The organism is Blastococcus sp. SYSU D00669 (genome assembly GCF_054050715.1).
Window position 1 is genome coordinate 50,590 of record NZ_JBJGZV010000007.1, and the last position, 20,630, is coordinate 71,219.

General features: G+C 74.6%; 18 protein-coding genes and 1 pseudogene. 3 read left to right on the forward strand and 16 right to left on the reverse strand.

Annotation, left to right across the window (positions count from 1 at the left end; genetic code table 11):
* Window positions 1–110 precede the first annotated feature (110 nt).
* From ACI8AF_RS07070 to ACI8AF_RS07115, 10 genes are all read right to left on the reverse strand, one after another.
* Window positions 111–1,184, reverse strand: a complete 1,074-nt coding sequence (locus ACI8AF_RS07070) for an adenosine deaminase (RefSeq protein WP_456538982.1) — start codon at window positions 1,182–1,184, stop codon at window positions 111–113.
* A gap of 9 nt (window positions 1,185–1,193) precedes the next feature.
* The gene (locus ACI8AF_RS07075) at window positions 1,194–2,081 is read right to left on the reverse strand and encodes an NmrA/HSCARG family protein (RefSeq protein WP_456538983.1); all 888 of its coding nucleotides are present in this window, start codon (window positions 2,079–2,081) and stop codon (window positions 1,194–1,196) included.
* Between the two features lie 93 nt (window positions 2,082–2,174).
* Entirely contained in the window at window positions 2,175–2,987 is an 813-nt protein-coding gene (locus ACI8AF_RS07080) for an ABC transporter permease (RefSeq protein ID WP_456538984.1), read from the reverse strand.
* Entirely contained in the window at window positions 2,984–3,925 is a 942-nt protein-coding gene (locus ACI8AF_RS07085) for an ABC transporter ATP-binding protein (RefSeq protein ID WP_456538985.1), read from the reverse strand. The genes ACI8AF_RS07080 and ACI8AF_RS07085 overlap by 4 nt, the downstream gene beginning before the upstream one ends.
* A gap of 24 nt (window positions 3,926–3,949) precedes the next feature.
* Window positions 3,950–5,239 carry a thymidine phosphorylase gene (locus ACI8AF_RS07090; protein WP_456538986.1) on the reverse strand — a complete coding sequence of 430 codons (1,290 nt, stop codon included), beginning with the start codon at window positions 5,237–5,239 and terminating at the stop codon, window positions 3,950–3,952.
* Window positions 5,236–5,655 (reverse strand): cytidine deaminase, encoded by a 420-nt coding sequence (locus tag ACI8AF_RS07095; protein ID WP_456538987.1) that lies wholly within the window; start codon window positions 5,653–5,655, stop codon window positions 5,236–5,238. Before ACI8AF_RS07095 ends, ACI8AF_RS07090 begins: the two co-directional genes overlap by 4 nt.
* Entirely contained in the window at window positions 5,656–6,942 is a 1,287-nt protein-coding gene (locus tag ACI8AF_RS07100) for an ABC transporter permease (RefSeq protein WP_456538988.1), read from the reverse strand.
* Window positions 6,939–8,114, reverse strand: coding sequence for an ABC transporter permease (locus ACI8AF_RS07105; protein ID WP_456538989.1), 1,176 nt, complete (start codon window positions 8,112–8,114; stop codon window positions 6,939–6,941). Before ACI8AF_RS07105 ends, ACI8AF_RS07100 begins: the two co-directional genes overlap by 4 nt.
* Window positions 8,111–9,715, reverse strand: a complete 1,605-nt coding sequence (locus ACI8AF_RS07110) for an ABC transporter ATP-binding protein (RefSeq protein WP_456538990.1) — start codon at window positions 9,713–9,715, stop codon at window positions 8,111–8,113. The genes ACI8AF_RS07105 and ACI8AF_RS07110 overlap by 4 nt, the downstream gene beginning before the upstream one ends.
* A 297-nt stretch (window positions 9,716–10,012) precedes the next feature.
* Window positions 10,013–11,080, reverse strand: coding sequence for a BMP family lipoprotein (locus ACI8AF_RS07115; protein ID WP_456538991.1), 1,068 nt, complete (start codon window positions 11,078–11,080; stop codon window positions 10,013–10,015).
* A gap of 253 nt (window positions 11,081–11,333) precedes the next feature.
* On the opposite strand from ACI8AF_RS07115, the gene ACI8AF_RS07120 reads away from it, so the two are divergent.
* The gene (locus tag ACI8AF_RS07120; RefSeq protein WP_456538992.1) at window positions 11,334–12,725 is read left to right on the forward strand and encodes a D-alanyl-D-alanine carboxypeptidase family protein; all 1,392 of its coding nucleotides are present in this window, start codon (window positions 11,334–11,336) and stop codon (window positions 12,723–12,725) included.
* Window positions 12,726–12,792: 67 nt separating this feature from the next.
* On the opposite strand, the pseudogene ACI8AF_RS07125 reads toward ACI8AF_RS07120, so the two are convergent.
* From ACI8AF_RS07125 to hisC, 4 genes and pseudogenes are all read right to left on the reverse strand, one after another.
* Window positions 12,793–13,692, reverse strand: a pseudogene (locus tag ACI8AF_RS07125) (YihY/virulence factor BrkB family protein); the annotation flags it as partial.
* Between the two features lie 44 nt (window positions 13,693–13,736).
* Window positions 13,737–14,306, reverse strand: a complete 570-nt coding sequence (locus tag ACI8AF_RS07130; RefSeq protein ID WP_456538993.1) for a 2'-5' RNA ligase family protein — start codon at window positions 14,304–14,306, stop codon at window positions 13,737–13,739.
* Window positions 14,303–15,322: a tryptophan--tRNA ligase gene (gene trpS / locus ACI8AF_RS07135; RefSeq protein WP_456538994.1), complete on the reverse strand. Its 1,020-nt coding sequence runs from the start codon at window positions 15,320–15,322 to the stop codon at window positions 14,303–14,305. Before trpS ends, ACI8AF_RS07130 begins: the two co-directional genes overlap by 4 nt.
* Before the next feature lie 73 nt (window positions 15,323–15,395).
* Window positions 15,396–16,508 (reverse strand): histidinol-phosphate transaminase, encoded by a 1,113-nt coding sequence (gene hisC / locus ACI8AF_RS07140; RefSeq protein WP_456538995.1) that lies wholly within the window; start codon window positions 16,506–16,508, stop codon window positions 15,396–15,398.
* Between the two features lie 27 nt (window positions 16,509–16,535).
* On the opposite strand from hisC, the gene galE reads away from it, so the two are divergent.
* On the forward strand, window positions 16,536–17,492 hold the full coding sequence (gene galE / locus ACI8AF_RS07145; protein WP_456538996.1) for a UDP-glucose 4-epimerase GalE: 957 nt from the start codon (window positions 16,536–16,538) through the stop codon (window positions 17,490–17,492).
* Here the strand turns inward: galE and ACI8AF_RS07150 are convergent.
* Entirely contained in the window at window positions 17,489–18,817 is a 1,329-nt protein-coding gene (locus ACI8AF_RS07150) for a hemolysin family protein (RefSeq protein ID WP_456538997.1), read from the reverse strand. The genes galE and ACI8AF_RS07150 overlap by 4 nt on opposite strands.
* Before the next feature lie 253 nt (window positions 18,818–19,070).
* Here ACI8AF_RS07150 and ACI8AF_RS07155 point away from each other — a divergent pair, with 253 nt between their 5' ends.
* Entirely contained in the window at window positions 19,071–19,889 is an 819-nt protein-coding gene (locus ACI8AF_RS07155; protein ID WP_456538998.1) for a CAP domain-containing protein, read from the forward strand.
* Window positions 19,890–19,964: 75 nt separating this feature from the next.
* Here ACI8AF_RS07155 and ACI8AF_RS07160 read toward each other — a convergent pair whose 3' ends face one another.
* The gene (locus tag ACI8AF_RS07160; protein WP_456538999.1) at window positions 19,965–20,522 is read right to left on the reverse strand and encodes an endonuclease domain-containing protein; all 558 of its coding nucleotides are present in this window, start codon (window positions 20,520–20,522) and stop codon (window positions 19,965–19,967) included.
* Window positions 20,523–20,630: the final 108 nt, after the last annotated feature.

Here is a 20,630-nt window from a genome sequence, read left to right on the forward strand (position 1 = left end):
GCCGGATCTGCACGGATGCGCTCATGCCGGACGGACCGTCCGGAGGATGACCGGCGAGTGCCGGTGCACCTACGTTAGCAGCGCGAAGAGGGCGGCCATTCCCCGCGTGATCAGGCTCGCAGCGCCGCGTGGCCCGGTCGGACGACGTCGTCGAGCAGCCGCGCCTTCTCGGCCGGGTCCGCGAAGGACGCCGCCACCGCCCGCTCGGTCACCGTCTGCACGTCGTCCCAGGTCCAGCCGAACGTCGTCGCGACGTCGGTGAACTCGCTGCTGACCGACACCCCGCTCATCAGCCGGTTGTCGGTGTTGAGGGTGACGGCGAAGCCGAGCCGGTGCAGCCGGTCGACCGGGTGCTCCACCAGCGACGGGTAGGCGCCGGTCTGCACGTTGGACGACGGCGCCACCTCCAGCGGCACCTGCTCGTCCCGCACCCGCTGCGCCACCGGCCCGAGCGCGCCGTCGGCGGACACCTCGTCGGCGATCCGGACGCCGTGGCCGAGCCGCTCGGCCCGCGCGCCGTCGAGCGCGGCCCGGATCGACGCGATGCCGGCCGCCTCGCCGGCGTGGATGGTGCGGTGCGCGCCCGCGCGGTCCAGCAGCGCGATCGCCGCCGGGATGCGGTCGGGCGGGAAGCCGTCCTCGGGTCCGGCCAGGTCGAAGCCGACGACGCCGGCGTCGCGGTAGCGGACGACGAGGCCGGCCACCTCCTGCCACCGGTCGTCCTGCCGCATCGCGCACAGCAGCGTGCCCACGGTGATCGGGGTGCCGGCCGCGGCGGCCTCCTTCATGCCGACCGCGTAGCCGTCGAGCATCGCCTCGACGGCCTCCTCGATCGCCATGGCCGGCGTCACCAGCTCGGGCGCCATGCGCACCTCGGCGTACACGACGCCGTCCGCGGCGAGGTCGAGCGCGCACTCCCGCGCGACCCGCTGCACCGCCTCCGGCCGCTGCATCACGCCCACCGTGTGCGCGAACGTCTCCAGGTAGCGCACCAGGGAACCGGAGTCGGCGGCCTCGCGGAACCACACCCCGAGCGCGTCGGCGTCGTCCGCGGGGAGGTCGCGGTAGCCGAGCTCGTCGGCCAGCTCGAGCACCGTCTGCGGCCGCAGCCCGCCGTCCAGGTGGTCGTGCAGCAGGACCTTGGGCGCGCGGCGCAGGGTGTCGGCGTTCAGCGGGGAGGGCACCGGACGACGTTACCCAGACCGGTTCCCCCGCCTCCGTCGGCCCGCCGCGCCCGTCGAGCGCAGCCAGGCCTCGACGGTCAGCGCACCGGGATGCAGCGCCCGGGTGGGCTCCGTGCTCACGTCGAGACCCGCGCTCCTGGCCCATCGCCACAACCGCGCCGTGTCCGGTGCGGCGCGCTCGAAGAGGGGCACCGGCATCGGGAGCCGCCGTGGGGGGCGTCCCGCCACCCGTGCGTAGAGCTCCCGGCACTCGCCGAGGGAGCGGACGTCCGCGGCGAGCGGGAGGTCCTGGCCGACGAACCGCCCGGGGTCGGCGAACACCTTCTCCGCGATCACGCCGAGGTCGCGGCAGGAGAGCCACGGGACCCGGAAGTCCCAGCCGGCCAGCTTCGGCCACACGTACCAGACCCCGGCCGCGGGGTGGAAGGCCCGGTCGGTCATCAGCTCCATGAACGCCGTCGGGCGCAGCACGGTCACCGGCAGGCCGAGCTCCCGCAGGTGGTCCTCGACGTCGAGCTTGACCTCCCAGGAACCGATGCCGGTCCCCCGCTCGCCGGTGCCCGCCGAGCCGTAGACCAGGTGCCGGACCCCCGCCCGCCGGGCCGCCGCGCCGACGTTGCGGCCCTGCCGGGCCTCGCCGTCCACGCCGCTGGTCATGAAGTTCTGCACGCTGTAGACGCCGTGCGCGCCGGCGAAGGCCCGGTCGAGGGAGGCGGGGTCGTCCATGTCGGCCGCGACCACCTGCGCGCCGGCCCGGGCGAGGGCCCGCGACCTCGGGGACCCCGGGGACCGCGTCAGCGCGCGGACGGTCCACCCACGGTCGAGCAGCGCCCTGCTGACCGCACCGCCCTGCCGGCCGGTCGCGCCGGTGACCACGACGGTTCCGGCTCCGGCCATGGCCCACTCCCCGACGGGACGTCGCGGCGGGCCTCGACCCGCTCGACGCACGGTCCCGCCGACGACCGGCGAGCGCAAGGCCCGCCCACCGGGTCAGCGGCTGCCGCGCTCCTGCCAGCGGAAGGTCAGCACGCACAGCGCCAGCCCGGCGACGCACCAGACGGCGAGCACCAGCGCCACCCGGCCCAGCTCCCACGAACCGGCCGGCTCCTGCGCGGCCAGCGCCTCGGGCAGGAAGACCGAGCGCAGCCCCTGCGCCATCCACTTGAGCGGGAAGAACGCGGCGACCGTCTGCAACCAGGTGGGCACCTGGCTGAACAGGAAGAAGACGCCGGAGATGAACTGCAGCACCAGCGCGATCGGGGTGATCGTCGCCGACGCCGAGCGGCCGTTCTTGGCCAGGCTCGAGACGGCGATGCCGAGCAGCGTGCAGGCCGCCGAGCCGAGCAGCGCGACCCAGACGAAGGTGAACCACCGCGACCCGCTCGGCAGCGGCACGTCGTAGAAGACGGTGCCGACGAGCAGCAGGATCGCTATGATCGCCACCGTCACGGCGAGCACCTGCACGACCTTGCCGACGAAGTACGCGCTCTTCGGCATCGGCGTCCCGGCCAGCCCCTTGAGCGTGCCGTCGGAGCGCTCGGTGGCGATGCTGATCGCCATGTTCTGCAGGCCGGCGCCGAGGATGCCGGCCGCGATGACCCCGGCCATGAAGTACTGCACGAAGCCGACGCCGGAGCCGAGGTCGTAGTTCAGCACCGCGCCGAAGACCAGCAGCAGGATGACCGGGAAGGCCAGCGTGAAGACGACGGACTCCCGCTGCCGGAAGAACTCCTTGAGCTCCACCCCCGCGCGGGTGCGCCAGACGCTGGCCACCGAGGGCAGCGGCCTCTCCAGCGTCGTCACCGCGACACCCCCTCGCTCCGCTCGGCCGCTCGCCCCGCTCCTCGCTCGGGACCCTCGATCATCCGCAGGTACACGTCCTCGAGCGTGGGCCGGGCGACCGCCAGGTCGGGCACCTCGCCCCGGAAGCGCTCGGCCAGCTGCCGCACGAACGCCGTCGGGGACCCGGTGGCCTGCGTGCGGCGGACGCCGTCCTCGGTCCAGCTGACCACCGCCGGCGCCGTCCCCCGCCCGCCCAGGGTCGACGGGACGGCGACCTCGACCAGCCGGCCGCGGGCGATGACGCCGACCCGGTCGGCCAGCGCCTCGGCCTCGTCGAGGTAGTGCGTGGTGAGCAGGATGGTGGTGCCCAGCTCGCGCAGCGAGCGGATGAGCGACCAGAACTGCCGCCGGGCCTCCGGGTCGAAACCGGTGGTCGGCTCGTCCAGGAACAGCAGCGTGGGCCGGCCGACGATGCCGAGCGCGACGTCGAGCCGGCGCCGCTGCCCGCCGGACAGCGACCGGCCGCGCGAGCGGGCCTTCTCGGTGAGCCCGACCAGCTCGAGCACCTCGTCGGGGTCGCGCGGATCGGCGTAGTACGACGCCTGGGCGCGCAGCAGCTCGCGGCAGGTCAGCGCGCTGTCGCCGGCGCCGGACTGCAGCACGATGCCCAGCTGGGCCTTCCAGGCGCGCTCGCCGCGGGCGGGGTCCTCCCCCAGCACCCGGACCTCGCCGCCGTCGCGGTCGCGGTAGCCCTCGCAGATCTCCACCGTCGTCGTCTTGCCGGCGCCGTTGGGGCCGAGCAGGGCGAAGATCTCGCCGCGGCGGATGTCGAGGTCCAGGCCGTCGACCGCGGTGGAGTCGCCGTAGCGCTTCACCAGACCGCGGATCGAGATGGCCGCGGCCGGGTCGACCGCGCCGGTGTCGGCACCCGGCGCCGCGGCCGTCGAGGAACGGGTCACGGGAGCACAGTCTCCCCCTGTGACCTAGGAGATGTCGGCACGGGTCAGGCGGTCGATCACCAGGGGCAGCTGCTCGTCGCCGGTGTCGACGCCGATCGCCCCCTCCAGCGCCTCCAGCGCCCGCGGGATGCGGCCGGGCTCGTCGGTGTGCAGCTCCAGCAGCGGCTGCCCGGCGGTGACCTGCTCCCCCACGGTCGCCGTCCAGGTGACGCCGGCGGCGGCCGAGACCGGGTCCTCCTTGCGCGCCCGGCCGGCGCCGAGCCGCCAGGCGGCCACGCCGAGCGAGTACGCGTCGAGCCGGGTGAGCGTGCCGGTGGCCGGCGCGGTGACCACGTGCTTCTCGGCCGGCTGCGGCAGCGGGGCGTCGGGGTCGCCGCCCTGCGCGGCGATCATCCGCCGCCACACGTCCATCGCCCGGCCGTCGGCCAACGCGTCGGCGGGGTCGACGTCGTCCCGCCCGGCGCCGGCGAGCATCTCCCGGGCCAGCGCCAGGGTCAGCTCGACGACGTCGGCCGGCCCGCCGCCGGCCAGCACCTCCACCGACTCGGCCACCTCCACGGCGTTGCCGGCGGCGCGGCCGAGCGGCCGGTCCATCGCCGTCACCAGCGCCACCGTGCGCACGCCCGCCGCCTCGCCCAGCCCGACCATCGTGCGGGCCAGCTCGCGGGACAGGTCTGGCTCCTTCATGAACGCGCCCGACCCCGTCTTGACGTCGAGCACCAGCGTGTCGGCGCCCTCGGCGATCTTCTTGCTCATGATCGAACTGGCGATCAGCGGGATCGACTCGACGGTGCCGGTCACGTCGCGCAGCGCGTAGAGCTTCTTGTCGGCCGGGGCGAGGTCGTCGCCGGCCGCGCAGATCACCGCACCCACCTCGCGCAACTGGCGCAGGTAGGCCTCCTCGTGCACGTCGGCCCGCCAGCCCGGGATCGCCTCGAGCTTGTCCAGCGTGCCGCCGGTGTGGCCCAGCCCGCGGCCCGACAACTGCGGCACCGCCACCCCGCAGGCGGCCACCAGCGGGGCCAGCGGCAGGGTGATCTTGTCGCCCACGCCGCCCGTGGAGTGCTTGTCGGCGGTCGGCGACCCGAGCGACGAGAGGTCCTTGCGCTCGCCGGAGTCGATCATCGCCTGCGTCCAGACGGCGAGCTCGTCGGGCGACATGCCGCGGAAGAACACCGCCATGAGCAGCGCGCTCATCTGCTCGTCGGGCACGGCGCCGTCGGTGTAGGCGCCGATCACCCAGCGGATCTGGTCGGCGGTGAGCGCGACGCCGTCCCGCTTGGCCCGGATGACGTCGATGGCGTCGAAGCTCACGCCCGCCCCTCCCGCTCGGCCGCCGCGACCAGGTCCTCCGGCCCGAACGCGTCGGGCAGCACCTCGCGCATCGGCACGATGCCCAGCGAGACGGTCTCGATGAGCATGTCGGCCCCACCGTGCTCCCACAGCAGCTGCCGGCAGCGGCCGCACGGCATCAGCGGCCGGCCGTCGCCGCCCACGCAGGCGACGGCGACCAGTCGGCCGCCGCCGGTGCGGGCCAGGTCGCTGACCATGCCGCACTCGGCGCACAGCCCCAGCCCGTAGGAGGCGTTCTCGACGTTGCAGCCGGTGACCACCCGGCCGTCGTCCACCAGCCCGGCGACCCCCACGGGGAACTTCGAGTACGGCGCGTACGCGTGCCTCATCGCCTCGCGGGCCGCGGCCCGGAGCGCCTCCCAGTCGGGCGCGACCACCTAGGACTCCCCTCGTCGGTAGACCAGGCCGTCGGCCTTGGGCATGCGCAGCCGTTGCGACGCCAGCGAGAGCACCAGCAGCGTCGTCAGGTGCGGGGTGAACGACACGATGCCCGGCGGCAGGACGTCGACGGTGAGGAACAGCCAGAGCGCCAGCGCGGCGAAGACCGCCGCGAAGCCGCCCTGCAGGTACTTCCGCTCCACCGTCTGCCTGCCCGCCACGACGACGAGGACGACCGCGACCAGCAGGAACAGGGCCACCACGGCCGACGCGCTGCGCAGCTGCAGGGCGTCGGAGAACCCGAACAGCCCCGCGCCGGCGGCCAGGCCACCGGGCCGCCAGTTGCCGAAGATCAGCGCGGCCAGGCCGATGAAGCCGCGGCCGTTGGTCTGGTTCTCGCGGTAGATGCCGGCGATGAACACCAGGAACACGCCGCCGAGGCCGGCGAGCATGCCCGAGACGACCACCGCGATGTACTTCAGCCGGTAGACCGGGACGCCGAGGGAGTCGGCGGCGGCCGGGTTCTCGCCGCAGGAGCGCAGCCGCAGGCCGAACGCCGTCCGCCACAGCAGCAGGTAGGTCAGCGGGATCAGCAGCACCGCCAGCAGCGTGACGACGCCGATGCCGCTGGTGAACCCGCGGAGGACGCCGGCCAGGTCGCTGACCAGGAACCAGTGCTTCTGCTCCAGGTCACCGAGCAGGTCGGGCCCGGAGGAGAGCACCGGCAGGCTGATCTCCGGCGGCCGGCCCGTCAGCGCCGGCGACTGGGTGACGCCGCCGCCCGCGGGGTTGTCGGTGTAGAACAGCTCGGACAGGAAGCGGGCGAAGCCGGCGGCGAGGATGTTGATCGCCACGCCGGAGACCACGTGGTCGACGCCGAAGGTCACGGTCACGATCGCGTGCAGCAGGCCGCCGACGGCACCGAACACCATGCCGCCGGCGATCGCCGCGGCCCAGCCCCACTGGTAGCCGGCCCAGCCGGCGCCCCAGGTGCCGAGGATCATCATGCCCTCGAGGCCGATGTTGACCACGCCCGCGCGCTCGGAGAACAGCCCGCCCAGGGCGGCCAGGCCGATCGGCACGGCGAGCAGCAGGGCGGCGGCCATCGTCGAGGACGACGTCAGCGCCTCCTCGCCGCTGAGGACGCGGACCAGGGAGACGAGGACGAGCCCGGCCACGAGCAGCCAGGCGATGCGGCGGCTGCGCCCGCCGCCGAGGAACAGCTCACCCAGCGGGCCGCGCGCGGGCTTCGCCGCGGTCCCCGGGCTGGTCGCCACGGTGCTCATCGCTGGGCCCCCTGCGGCTCGTCGGTGCTGGTCTCCCGGCTCAGCGGTGTGCTCCCGTCACCCGTCGGCGGGGCGGCCGGCTGGGCGCCGCCGCTCTGCGCCGCGCGGCGGGCCACCCGGCGGGCCAGCTCGTTGGCCACCACGACGGCGAGCACGATCGTGCCCTGGATGATCGTGACCACCGAGGACGGGTAGTCGGCGATCTGCAGCGGCACCTGCGAGCGGTCGAGGAAGGCGAACAGCAGCGCGGCGAGCGCGATGCCGCCGGGGTTGTTGCGGCCGAGCAGGGCGACGGCGATGCCGAGGAAGCCCAGGCCGGCGGTGAAGTCGGTGGTGTACGCGTGCGTCGTGCCGAGCAGGTCGGGCAGCCCGATCAGGCCGGCGACCGCGCCGGAGAGCAGCATCGTCTTGATCACCATGCCGCGGGCGTCGACGCCGCTGGCGCTGGCCGCCGACGGCGACAGGCCGCTGGCCTTGAGGTCGAAGCCGAACCGGGTGCGGTTGAGCAGCACCGCGATGAAGACGCCGACGAGGGCCGCCACGATCAGGAACCCGTAGAGCTGCCGGGGCGGCGCGGCCAGGCCGATCGCGCTGAGGATGCCGTTGAGCCCCGGCATCTGGCCGGACTCGGGGATCTCCGCGGTGCTGATGATCGACGCGCCCTCCGGGCTGCCCCGGAACGGCCCGGTGAGCAGGTAGGACGCCAGGCCCAGCGCGATGAAGTTCAGCATGATCGAGCTGATCACCTCGCTCACGCCGCGGGTGACCTTGAGGACGGCGACGATGCCCGCCCAGAACGCGGCCACGGCCATCGCCACGACGACGATGAGCAGCAGGTGGAGCGGGCCGGGCAGGCTCACCGCGGCGCCGACCGCGGCGGCCATCACCGTGGCCAGCCGGTACTGGCCCTCGACGCCGATGTTGAACAGCCCCATGCGGAAGGCGACGGCGACCGCGAGCCCGGCCAGGAACAGCGGGATCGCGCGGTTGACGATGACCACGATCGCGTTGACCTGCTGGCTCGGGGTGTCCCCGAAGTCCACCATCACCGCGAAGACCTCGAGGGGGTTGACCCGCAGGACGGCCATGACCGCCGAGGAGATGACGATCGCGACGACGACGGCGAGGACGGGCGCGAGCAGCGCCGTCCGGAGCCGCTGGACGGCGCTCATGCCGCACCCGCCCCGACCTGGCCGCCGGTCATGTGGCCGCCGAGCTGCTCCGGCGTGCACGTGGCCGGGTCGAGGGAGGCGACCAGCCGGCCGCGCAGCATGACCTGCAGGGTGTCGGACAGGCCGATGAGCTCGTCGAGGTCGGCCGAGATCAGCAGGATCCCCATCCCTTCGGCGCGGGCGTCCTTGAGCAGCTCCCAGATCGCGGCCTGCGCGCCGACGTCGACGCCGCGGGTCGGGTGGGCGGCGACGAGCAGGCGGGGCCTCGCACTCATCTCGCGGCCGACGATCAGCTTCTGCTGGTTGCCGCCGGAGAGGGCGGCGGCCATGGTGTCGGGCCCGGGCGCCCGGACGTCGTACTCGCGCATGATCCGCTCGGTGTCGGCGCGGGCGCCGGCCCGGTCGATGAAGAAGCCCTTGACCGCCGGCGGCCGGGTCTGGTGGCCGAGGATCCGGTTCTCCCAGAGCGTGGCGTCCAGCAGCATGCCCTGCCGGTGCCGGTCCTCGGGGATGAAGCCCAGGCCGGCCTCGCGGCGGGCGCGGGTGCTCCAGGAGGTGATCTCCTCCAGCCCGCCGCCGGAGGCCAGGAAGACCCCGCCGGTGGCGAGCGGGCGCAGGCCCATGATCGCGTCGACCAGCTCGGCCTGGCCGTTGCCCTCGACACCGGCGATGCCGACGACCTCGCCCTCGCGGACGGTGAGGTCGACCGAGTCGATGAGGTCGCGGCCGTCGACGTCGCGGACGGTGACACCGCGCAGCTCGAGCACCGGCGTCTCGCGCACGGTCGACGTGCGGGTCTCCGGCGAGGGCAGCTCCGCGCCGACCATCATCTCGGCCAGCTGCCGGGACGTCGTCGTCTTCGGGTCGGCCTCGCCGACGGTGGTGCCGCGACGGATCACGGTGATCGCGTCGGCGACCTTGCGCACCTCGTCGAGCTTGTGCGAGATGAAGATGACCGTCAGGCCCTCGCGCTTGAGCTCGGCGAGGTTGCCGAACAGCTCGTCGACCTCCTGCGGGACGAGCACGGCGGTCGGCTCGTCGAGGATGAGGATGCGGGCGTCGCGGTAGAGCACCTTGGCGATCTCGACCCGCTGCCGGTCGCCGACGCCGAGGTCCTCCACGAGGGCGTCGGGACGCAGGCCGAGGTTGTAGCGGTCGGAGAGCTCGGCGATCCGGCGGCGCGCACCGGCGCGGTCGAGGCGACCGCCGCGGGTGGGCTCGCTGCCCAGCACGATGTTCTCCAGCACGGTGAAGTTGTCGGCCAGCATGAAGTGCTGGTGCACCATGCCGATGCCGGCGGCGATCGCGTCGGCCGGGCTGCGGAACTGCACCTCGCGCCCGTCGACCAGGATCGTGCCCTCGTCCGGGCGGTGCTCGCCGTAGAGGGTCTTCATCAGCGTCGACTTGCCCGCGCCGTTCTCGCCCACGATGGCGTGCACCTCGCCGCGGCGGACCCGCAGCTCGATGTCGCGGTTGGCCACGACGCCGGGGAAGCGCTTGGTGATGCCGCGCAGCTCGACGGCGTAGGGGGTCCCGCCCGGCGGCGACCCTCCTCCGGACGGTCCGGCCCCGGCGCCCGCCGGAGCGTCTGTGGTGGCCATCGGGCTCTCCTCGCTGTCGCGGCCGCGGGCGCGCGGCGCGGGGTCCACTCTGCTGCACCGGAGGCGCGGGATCGACCGTCCGCCGCCGGTTCGCCCGGTCGGTCGACCCGGCGACGCGCCGCCGGTGCGGGCAGCTGGGCAAGCACTCCGGCGCATGATCCCCCAGCCGGCGGAGGGGGTGGCCCGCCGCCCCCACCGCGGGGCTACGGACCACGACGGCGGGCCCGGGGGCTCGCGCCCCCGGACCCGCCGCCGGGTGTGCCTGGTGCGGCGGACGTCACGCCCGCCGCGCCCGGGTCACGGGGTGGTCGGCACCTCGATCGCGCCGTCGACGATCTGCTGCTTGTAGTCGTCGATCTGCGACTGGATGTCGTCGATGAACCCACCGGTCGTGGACAGGCCGACGCCGTCCGTGGACAGGTCGTTGACCTCGTCGGTGCCGCCCTCGAGCGAGCCGTCGGCGAACTCGCCGAGGAAGCCCTCGACCGCGAGGTCGACGCGCTTGAGCATCGAGGTCATGATCACGGCCTGCAGGGCCGGGTCGTCGACGGTGTTGTACTGGTCGGAGTCGACACCGATCGCCCGGCCGCCGGACGCCGCCGCGGCCTGGAAGACGCCCAGACCCGAGCCGCCCGCCGCGTGGTAGACGATGTCGGCACCGGCGTCGTACATGCCCTGGGCCACGATCTGGCCGCGGGCCGGGTCGTTGAAGCCGGAGAAGTCACCGGCCGGCGAGATGTACTGCCGGTCGATGGTGATGTCCGGCTTCACGGCCTGCGCACCGGCCACGTAGCCCGCTTCGAACTTCTGGATCAGCGGGGTCTCGACGCCGCCGACGAAGCCGATGTGGTTGGTGGTGGTCTTCAGCGCCGCGGCCACACCGGCGAGGAACGAACCCTGCTCCTCGGCGAAGAGCAGGCCGGTCAGGTTGTCCGCGCCGATCTCGGCGACCGAGGAGTCGACGATCGCGAACGTCACGTCCGGGTACTGCTCGGCCACGTCGCCGATCACGTCGCCGTAGGCGAAGCCCACCGCGATGATCGGGTTGTAGCCCTGGTCGGCCAGCTGGGTCAGCAGCTCGGCCCGGTTGGAGGCGTCGGAGTTCGGCGACAGCTCGGTGAAGTCACCGCCGTGCTCCTCGATCGCCGCCTCGACGCCGGCGTACGCCGAGTCGTTGAACGAGCGGTCGCCGCGGCCGCCGGTGTCGTACGCCAGGCCGACCTTGAGCTCGCTGGCGGTCTCCTCGCCACCGCCGGAGCCGCCGCCGCTGCTGCCGCCGCCCTCCTCGTCGCTGGCACAGGCCGCGAGGGCCATGCTGCCGGCCAGCAGCATCGCCGCGGCCTTCATCATCCGCGCTCGGCGCAAGACGATCTCCTCTCTCGGCGGGTCACCCCGACCCGGTCGGTGGGGCGCCTGCAACTTGCGTGGTCCGCGCGTCGCCGCGCGGCCGGCACGGGACACCGGCGGCCGGGGGCGACACGTCTGGGGGGACGCTAGCTGCGGGTGCGGCCGCTCCCGAGCTCTCCGGACGGACCGAGACCCGATCGTTAAGCGCTGAGGGTTCCGGTCCCGGACGGGGCGGAACCGCCGCGGGCCACCTGCGGGTTAGCGTTCGGGGATGGCGCGCACGGTCCCGGCGAAAGGGCTGCGGCCGGCCCTCGTGGCGCTGGTCACGGGTCTGCTCCTGCTCTCGGGCACGCCGTGGGCCGCGGCCGCCCCCGGCACCGACCCCGTCCCCCGCCCGACCGTCGACCTCACCGCACCGACGCCCACCTCACCGCCGGCGGGGCCGCCGCCGCGGGGCAGCGCGCCCGACGGCAGCGTCGTGGGCGGGGACCGGCTGGGCACCCGCGGGGTGGTCGTGGCCCACGGCGCCCCGCCGCTGCCCGACGGGGTGGGCGCGGCCGGGTGGCTGGTCGCCGACGCGCTCACCGGCGACGTCCTGGCCGCCCGCGACCCGCACGGCCGCTACTACCCGGCGAGCACCCTCAAGACGCTGACCCTGCTCACGCTGGCCCCGCTGCTGCCGCCCGACCGCGTGGTCGAGGGCACGCCCGAGGACGAGAACATCGAGGGCAGCCGGGTCGGCATCGTCACCGGTGGGCGGTACACGGTCGACCTGCTGTTCAAGGGCCTGGTGCTGCAGTCGGGCAACGACGCGGCGAACGCGCTCGCCCGGGCGGCCGGCGGTGTCCCGGTCACCGTCGCGGCGATGAACGAGACGGCGGAGCGGCTCGGCGCGTACGACACGGTGGCGGGCACGCCGTCCGGGCTCGACGTGGCGGGCCAGACGTCGTCCCCCTACGACCTCGCGCTGGTGCTGCGGCAGCTGGTGGCCGACCCGGTCACCGCCGCGGTGCTCACCACACCGACCGCCGACATGCCCGCCGTCGGCGACCGGCCGGGCTTCCAGATCCAGAACCAGAACCCGCTGCTGGGCAGCTACCCCGGCAGCCTGGGCGGCAAGAGCGGGTTCACCGACGCCGCCCGGCACACCTTCGTCGCCGCGGCCGAGCGCGGCGGCCGCCGGCTGGTCGTGACCGTGATGCAGACCGAGCGCCGCCCGGTGCACGAGGCCGCCCAGGCGGCGCTGCTGCTCGACTGGGGCTTCTCCGTCCCGGCGGGCACCGACGGCGTCGGCCGGCTGGTCGAGCCGGGCGAGGTGGGGACGGCGACCCCGACCACGCCCGCGGAGACGGCACCGGTCACCCCGACCGCGGCCGCGCCGGTCGCCGAGACCGCCGCCGGGACGACGTCGCCGGTGTGGCTCGGCGCCGGTGCGGCCGTCCTCGCCGTGGTCGCGGTGGGGACGGCGGTCACCGTCCGCCGGCGCGCGAGGACGGGCGCGGGCGCCGCCGCAGCAGCCGCGACCCGGCGACCCCGATCAGCGCCCCCGCGCTCAGGATCGCCCCCACCACCCGGACCGGGGCCGGCGGCGGCGGAGGGCGCTCCCCCGCCGGAGCCGGAGCCACCGGATCGACCGGAGCCGCCGGAGACGCCTGCTCGCTGACCGCCGGCTGCTCCGGGGCGGGTGCCGGCTCGGCGGCCGCCTGCACCGCCGGTGACGTCGCCGTCCACGCGGCGGTGAAGAAGGCGTAGCGGGCGACGACGTTGATCCACACCAGGATGCCGACCGCGCCGCCGAACGCCGAGGCGGTGACGCTCGTGGAGATCAGCGAGAGGTAGTAGCCGCCGATCAGCTTCAGCGCCTCGAAGCCGAGCGCACCGAACAGCGCCCCGGGCAGCAGCAGCCGCAGCGGGTGGCTGATCGACGGCACCACCCGCAGCAGCCACAGGAAGACGACGGTGTCGCCGGCGATGGCCAGGGCCAGGCCGAGCACCCAGGTGAGCACCCCGTAGCCGGGGGCGTCGTCGAGGCCGAGGAAGCCGAGCACCCTCGAGGTGGCCTGGGTGACGAAGCCGGTCAGGCCCAGGCTCAGCAGGCCGGCGGCACCGAGGGCCACCAGGGCGACCAGGTCCTGGAGGTTGTCGCGGAGGAACTCGGGCGCGTCGACCCGCCCCTTCCAGATGCGCTCCATGCCGAGGCGCAGCTGGTCCATCGTCCGCAGCCCGGCGTACAGGAAGCCGACCAGGCCGAGGACGCCGACGAACCCGGCGGCCTCGATGGCGCCGCGGAGCTGGCGGACGAGCTCCTCGCCGGTCTCCCCCGGCACCGTCTCGCGGATCGCGTCGAACAGCTCCTGCTGCAGCACCGCGTCCCCGGCGAGCACCAGGCCGACGATCGAGGCGACCAGCAGCAGCACCGGGAACAGGCCGAGGAAGGCGAAGTAGGTGACGCCGGCGGCCATGAGGTCGCCCTGCGTGCGCTGGTAGCGGCCGCCCGCGCGGGCGAGGTGGTCGAACCAGCGCCAGCGCCGGCGCACCCGCGTGATGGCGGCGTCGGCCGCGCCGGGGACGCCCGCGACCACCTCGCGCAGCGAGCGCCGCCGGGAGCGCTCGGGCGGGTCGGTGCTCACCCGGGAGAGTCTGGGGCCTGCGCGCGCCGGACGCGCGCCCTTCCTCAGCGGGGCGGGCCGGTGAGCTCGTACTCGCGCGCGACCGTCCAGCCGCCGTCCGGGGTCTGCTCGAACTCGGTGAACGAGGTGACCCGGAACTCCGCGGACAGGTCGGCCAGCCCGCTGTAGGCCAGGTCGAGCATGTCGGTGGGGACGTCGTGGGCGACGGTCACGTGCGGGTGGTACGGGAACGCCAGCGAGCGGGCCAGCGGGCCGCTGCGCACGTCGTTGGCGATCAGCTCGCAGTTGCCGATGCCGCGGGCCACCGCCACGAAGACGACGTCGGAGACCGGTGCGAAGGTGCCGGTCCCGGACAGGTGCATGTCGAACGGCGGGTGGCAGCGGGCGACCTGCGCGAGGTGCGCGCTGATCGTCAGCCGCTCGGCGGCCGACACCTCGGTGGGCGGGAGCAGGGTCACGTGCGGGGGGACGACGGCGGCCTGCGGGTCGCCGACCTTGGCCCGCCAGTCGACCAGCAGCTGCGCCCAGGGCTCGGGGATCCGGATGATCACGCCGAGGACGGCGGACTGCGGCGGGGTGCTGCGGCTGCGCGGGACGAAGGTGTCGTCGTTCACCGCGCACCCGCCGGGGGCAGGAAGCCGACCGCGTCGTACGCCGCGGCCACCGTCTGCGACGCCACCTCGCGGGCGCGCGCGGCCCCGGCCGCGAGCACCTTCTCCAGCTCCGCCGGGTCGTCGAGCAGCTCCTGGGTGCGGCGGCGCACCGGCTCCAGCGCCTCGGTGACGACCTCGGCGAGCTCCTTCTTGAGGTCGCCGTAGCCGCTGCCGGCGAAGTGCTCCTCGAGCGCGGCGACCGGCGTCCCGGACAGCGCGCTGTGGATGGTCAGCAGGTTGCTGACCCCGGCCTTGTTCTCGGGGTCGTAGACGACCTCGCGGCCGGTGTCGGTCACCGCCGAGCGGATCTTCTTCGCCGTCACCTTGGCGTCGTCGAGCAGGAAGACGCAGCCGGCCGGCGGCAGGCTCTTGCTCATCTTCTTGTCCGGCTGCTGCAGGTCGAGGATCTTCGCCGCGCCCGGCGGGATGTAGGGGCTGGGCAGCGTGAAGGTCTGCCCGAAGCGGCCGTTGAAGCGGGTGGCCAGGTCGCGGGTCAGCTCGAGGTGCTGGCGCTGGTCCTCACCGACCGGCACCTGGTCGGCCTGGTAGACGAGGATGTCGGCGGCCTGCAGCACCGGGTAGGTGAAGAGGCCGACCGACGCGCCGGCGGTGCCCTCCCGCTGGCTCTTGTCCTTGAACTGCGTCATCCGGCTGGCCTCGCCGAAGCCGGTCAGGCACTCCAGCACCCACGCCAGCTGCACGTGCTCCGGGACGTGGCTCTGCACGAACAGCGTGCTGCGGTCGGGGTCGACGCCGAGCGCCAGCAGCTGCGCGGCGGAGACCAGGGTGTTGCGGCGCAGCTCCGCGGGGTCCTGCGGCAGCGTGATGGCGTGCAGGTCGACGACGCAGTAGAACGCCTCGGTCGTCTCCTGCAGGCTCACCCACTGGCGCAGCGCCCCCAGGTAGTTGCCCAGGTGGAACGAACCCGCCGTCGGCTGGATCCCGGAGAGGACACGGGGAAGAGGCACGGAGGCCATCAAACCAGCCGCTCGCCCGGAACCGGCCCGGACTCCCCCGAGCGGGGACGACGGACAGCCATGCGGGGGACCCTCAGGCGACCGGTGCGGCCGTGCGCACGTCGTCGAGGGCGGCGAGGAAGACGTCGTCCTCCTCGGGCGTGCCGACCGTCACGCGGATCCCCTCGCCGGCGAACGGGCGCGTGATCACCGCCCGCGACTCCAGCGCGGCGGCGAGCTCCGCGGCCTGCTCCCCCACGGGCAGCCACACGAAGTTGGCCTGGCTGTCGGCGACGTCGAGGCCGCGCTCGCGCAGCGCCGCGGTGAGCCGCTCGCGCTCGGCGGTGACCGCGGCGCAGCGCCGGCGCACCTCGTCCTCGCTGGCCAGGGCGGCGACGGCGGCGGCCTGGGCGAGCATCGAGACGCTGAACGGCACGTGGGTCTTGCGCACGGCCCCGGCCACGGCGGGGTCCTCGGCCACCAGGTAGCCGACCCGCAGCCCGGCCAGACCCCACGCCTTGGAGAACGTCCGCAGCACCGCCACGTTGGGCCGGCCGCGCATCAGCTCCAGGCCGTCGGGGACGTCGGGGTCGGTGACGAACTCGCGGTAGGCCTCGTCGAGGACGACGAGGGTGCTCGCCGGGACGGCGTCGAGGAAGCGCTCCAGCTCCGCGCGGCGCACCGCCGTCCCGGTGGGGTTGTTCGGGTTGCAGACGAACACCAGGCGGGTGCTGTCGTCGACCGCGGCGGCCAGCGCCTCGAGGTCGTGGGTGTCGGCCGGCCCGCCCGGCCGCCCCGGGACCAGCGGCACCTGGGTGCTGCGGGCGCCGGCGACCTGGGCCAGCAGCGGGTACATCTCGAACGACCGCCAGGCGAAGGCGATGCTGGTGCCGGGGTCGTTGTAGGACTGCGCCAGCTGCTGGCAGAGCATGACCGCGCCGCAGCCGGTCACGACCTGCGCCGGGTCGACGCCGTAGCGGTCGGCGAGCGCCCGGGTGAGGACGACGGCGCCGTTGTCGGGGTAGCGGTTCGTCTCGGCCGCGGCCGTGGCCAGCGCCTGGACGACGGCCGGCAGCGGCGGGAACGCGACCTCGTTGCTGGCCAGCTTCACGGCCCGCTCGACCCCGATCTCGCGGGCGACGTCGGCGGGGTTGCGGCCCGGCTTGTAGGCAGGCAGGGCCTGCACCGCGGGGCGTGCGCTGACCACGACGTCCGGCCTCCCTAGTGTTGCGGCATGCGCGTTCTCGTCACCGGCGGCGCCGGGTACATCGGCAGCGTAGTCACGGCCGCCCTGCTCTCGGGCGGCCACGAGGTCACGGTGCTCGACGACCTGTCCACCGGTCACGCCGACGCCGTCCCCTCGGGTGCGGCGTTCGTGCGGGCCGCCCTGCACGAGTCGGGGCCGGTGCTGGCCGACGCCCGCCCCGAGGCGGTGCTGCACTTCGCGGCCAAGAGCCTGGTCGGCGCCTCCCAGCAGGCGCCCGAGGAGTACTGGCGCAACAACGTCGGCGGGACGCTGGAGCTGCTCGAGGCGATGCGCGCGGCCGACTGCCGCCGGATCGTCTTCTCCTCCACCGCGGCCACCTACGGCGAGCCCGAGCAGGTGCCGATCCGCGAGGACGCGCCCACCCGGCCGACCAACACCTACGGGGCGACGAAGCTGGCCGTCGACGCCATGCTGACCTCGTACGCGGCGGCGCACGGGTTCGCCGCGGTGAGCCTGCGCTACTTCAACGTGGCCGGCGCCGCGTTCGGCCTGGGCGAGCGGCACACGACCGAGACGCACCTGATCCCGCTCGCGCTGCAGGTCGCGGCCGGGCAGCGCGACCACCTGACGATCTACGGCGAGGACTACCCGACCCCCGACGGCACCTGCATCCGCGACTACATCCACGTCGAGGACCTCTCCGACGCCCACCTGCTGGCGCTGCCCGCGCCGGCGCCCGGCGAGCACCGCATCTACAACCTCGGCAACGGCACCGGGTTCTCGGTCCAGCAGGTGGTCGACGCCGTCCGGGAGGTCACGGGCCACCCGGTGCCGGTCGAGGTCGGTCCGCGGCGGGCGGGTGACCCGGCGCAGCTGGTCGCCGCGAGCGACCGGATCCACGCCGACCTCGGCTGGACGCCGCGGCACACCGACCTGACCGGCATCGTGCGCGACGCCTGGGAGATCGCGCAGGAGCGCCGCTAGGCGGTCGCGCCGCTCTCCACGGCGTCGTCCTCGCTGTCGGGCGCGGGCGGACGGCTGACCGAGAGCCGGGCGATCCGCCGTCCGTCGAGCTCGAGGACGGTGAACGTGCGGCCCTCGTGCTCGACGGTGTCCCCGACCTCGGGGAGGCGGCCGAGCACGGCCAGCACGTAGCCGGCGACGGTCTCGTACGGCCCCTCGGGCAGGCGCACGCCGGTGACCTCGGTGAAGTCGTCGAGGTTGAGCAGCCCGTCGACCTCCTGCGGGCCGTCGGGCCGGCCCGCCTGCTGCGGGACGACGTCCGCGTCGTACTCGTCGTAGATCTCCCCGATGACCTCCTCGATGAGGTCCTCGAGGGTGACGATGCCGTCGGTGCCGCCGTACTCGTCGACGACGATGGCCAGGTGCTGGCTCCCCCGGCGCATCTCGCTGAGCGCGACCAGCACCCGGGCCGTCCCCGGCAGCCGGGTGACCTCGCGGGCCAGGTCGCCGACGGTCGCGGCGCGGCCGGCCGGGTGCGAGGGCAGGAACAGGTCGCGGACGTGCACGAAGCCGACGACGTCGTCCTGGTCGCGGCCGACGACGGGGTAGCGCGACCAGTTGGAGTCGGCCACGAGCTTGGCCGCGCGGCTGGCGGTCATCCCCGCCTCGAGGAAGGTGACCTCGGTGCGCGGCGTCATCACCTCGCGGACCTCGCGGTCACCGGCGCGGAACACCTCGCCGATCAGCCGCCGCTCGTCGCTGGTGAGCGACTCGTGCGCGGCGACCAGGTCGCGCAGCTCCTCCTGGCTGATCGACTCGCCGCTGGCCCGCGGGTCACCACCGAGCAGGCGGACCAGCAGGTTGGTGGACTTCGACAGCAGCCAGACGATCGGCCGGAACAGCTTGGCGATGGTGTTGAGCGGCGAGGCGACGGCGAGGGAGAAACCCTCGGCCCGCTGCAGGGCCAGCCGCTTGGGGGTGAGCTCGCCGACGACGAGGGACAGGTAGCTGATCGCGATCGTGACGAGGACGAGGGCGAGGGTGGAGGCCAGACCGCTGCTCATCCCGAAGCCCTCGAGCCACTCGGCGACGGGCCGGGCGAGGGTGCTGGCACCGAAGGCCGCGGAGAAGAAGCCCGCGACGGTGACGCCGACCTGCACCGCGGCGAGGAACCGGTTGGGGTCGGCGAGCAGCTTCTCGAGGGCCTGCCCGCGGCGGCCGCGCTCGGACAGCGCACGGACCTGCGACTCCCGGAGCGAGACCAGGGCGATCTCCGCCCCGGAGAAGGCGCCGCCGATCAGCACGAAGACGACGACCATGACGATGTTGAGCCAGACGTCGCTCACCGGCGGCGTGCTCCTCGGGATCGGGTGGTGCGGACCCGTTCCATGCTGCCCGGCGGGGGTGCCCGCGCGCAGCAGGAGACCGGGTGCCCCCACTCTCGCGGACCACGAGTGACCTCGGTCACACCTGACTCGCCGTGACGCCTCGCCTACCGCTAGTCTCGACGAGGTAACGAATCGTGATCTAGTGCCTCCCGAGGATCTTCCCGTGCACCACTCCCCCAGCGGTCCCACCACGTCCGAGCGCCTCCGGGCCGTGCGCACCTCCTGGTGGCAGCGCGGGGTGCAGCTCCGCGGCAAGATCGCGCCGGTGGTGCTGGTCTGCGGCATCGTGGCCGGGATCGCCCTGGTCCTGCCCGACTACGCCCCCGCCGTCACCAGCGCGGAGGGCGGGCTCGGCGCCGCGGCGGCGTCGTCCGGCGCGGCGACCCCCGAGCAGGACCGGAGCGATGTCGTCACGCTGGGCGTCGACGGCGGCGAGGCCGCGGTCGCCGCGCCCGCCGCCCCGGGGACGACGGAGGCGGCCCCCGCCGCGCCGGCCGAGACGCCCGCGGCGACCCCGTCCGCGGAGCCGACGGCGGAGGAGACCACCCCCGCGGAGACCCCCGCGGAGACGGCGGAGGCCGAGGAGAGCGGCAGCGCCCCGTCGGCGCCCGCCCCCGCGCCCGCCGCGTCGGCGCCCGCGCCCGCCGCCGCCCCGGCCGACCCCAGCGCCGAGGGGCAGGTCCTGGCGCTGGTCAACCAGGAGCGCGCCGCGGCCGGCTGCGGCCCGGTCGCCGCCGACGCGGGGCTGGCCGCCGTCGCCCGCGCGTTCAGCGCCGACATGCGCGACCGCGGCTTCTTCTCGCACGTCGACCCCGACGGCCTCTCCCCGTTCGACCGCGGCGACCGGGCGGGCGTCACCGTGCTGGCCGAGAACATCGCCTACGGCCAGCCGGACGCCGCCTCGGTGATGGAGGCCTGGATGAACAGCTCCGGTCACCGCGCCAACATCCTCAACTGCTCGCTGACCCGCCTCGGCGTGGGCGTCGCCCAGGGCGCCGGCGGCCCCTGGTGGACCCAGAACTTCGCCTGACCCCGGGTGCCAGGTGATCAGCCCGGGTGCACCGTTGCCTCATCCGGCGCCGAGGCAACGCCGGACCCGGGGTGATCACCGCCCGAGCGCTCGGGCGATCTCGCGCAGCACCTGATCAGGCCGGCGCATGTCGCCCTTCGTCACGAACTGCACCCGCCAGTCCACGGCCGAGAGCCGGTTGAGCCGCCGACGGTCCTCGGGGAACTGCTCGGGATCGCCGTGCCAGACGCCGTCGTACTCCACGGCGAGCCGCTGGTCCGGCCACCCGAAGTCGACCCTCGCGACGAACCGGCCGCGGTCGTCCCGCACCTCGAACTGCGCGATCGGGAGCGGGAGCCCCGAGCGGTGGAGCAGCAGGCGCAGCCGCGTCTCCGGCGGCGACTCCGCGAGCCCGTCGGCCAGCATCGCCGTCCGGCGGGCGACGGCACTCCCCCGGCAGCGCGGCCGCCCGGCGACCGCCTCCCGGACGTCGTCGAGGTGGACCACGCGGGCGTGCACCAGCCGATCGAGCAGCACGACCGACTCGTCGCCGTCGTCGCGGCGGACGAGGTCGACGGCGGTCCGCACGCGGCTCGTCCGGCGCAGCAGACGATCGCGGACGACGTCCCCGTCGAGCGGCGCCGTCCGGACCACCGGGCGTCCACCTGGTCCCCGGCGGCAGGACGAGCTCGACCGGGTCGTCGGCCGGGACGAGGTCCTCCACGCCCCACAGGTGGGCGGCCGTGAGCCCGCCGAACGCGT

Bases quoted from the DNA above. Each gene is read 5' to 3' on its own strand.
- ACI8AF_RS07110 (WP_456538990.1), bottom strand. From the start codon at position 9,715: ATGGCCACCACAGACGCTCCGGCGGGCGCCGGGGCCGGACCGTCCGGA.
- galE (WP_456538996.1), top strand. From the start codon at position 16,536: ATGCGCGTTCTCGTCACCGGCGGCGCCGGGTACATCGGCAGCGTAGTC.
- ACI8AF_RS07075 (WP_456538983.1), bottom strand. From the start codon at position 2,081: ATGGCCGGAGCCGGAACCGTCGTGGTCACCGGCGCGACCGGCCGGCAG.
- ACI8AF_RS07100 (WP_456538988.1), bottom strand. From the start codon at position 6,942: ATGAGCACCGTGGCGACCAGCCCGGGGACCGCGGCGAAGCCCGCGCGC.
- ACI8AF_RS07105 (WP_456538989.1), bottom strand. From the start codon at position 8,114: ATGAGCGCCGTCCAGCGGCTCCGGACGGCGCTGCTCGCGCCCGTCCTC.
- trpS (WP_456538994.1), bottom strand. From the start codon at position 15,322: ATGGCCTCCGTGCCTCTTCCCCGTGTCCTCTCCGGGATCCAGCCGACG.
- ACI8AF_RS07120 (WP_456538992.1), top strand. From the start codon at position 11,334: ATGGCGCGCACGGTCCCGGCGAAAGGGCTGCGGCCGGCCCTCGTGGCG.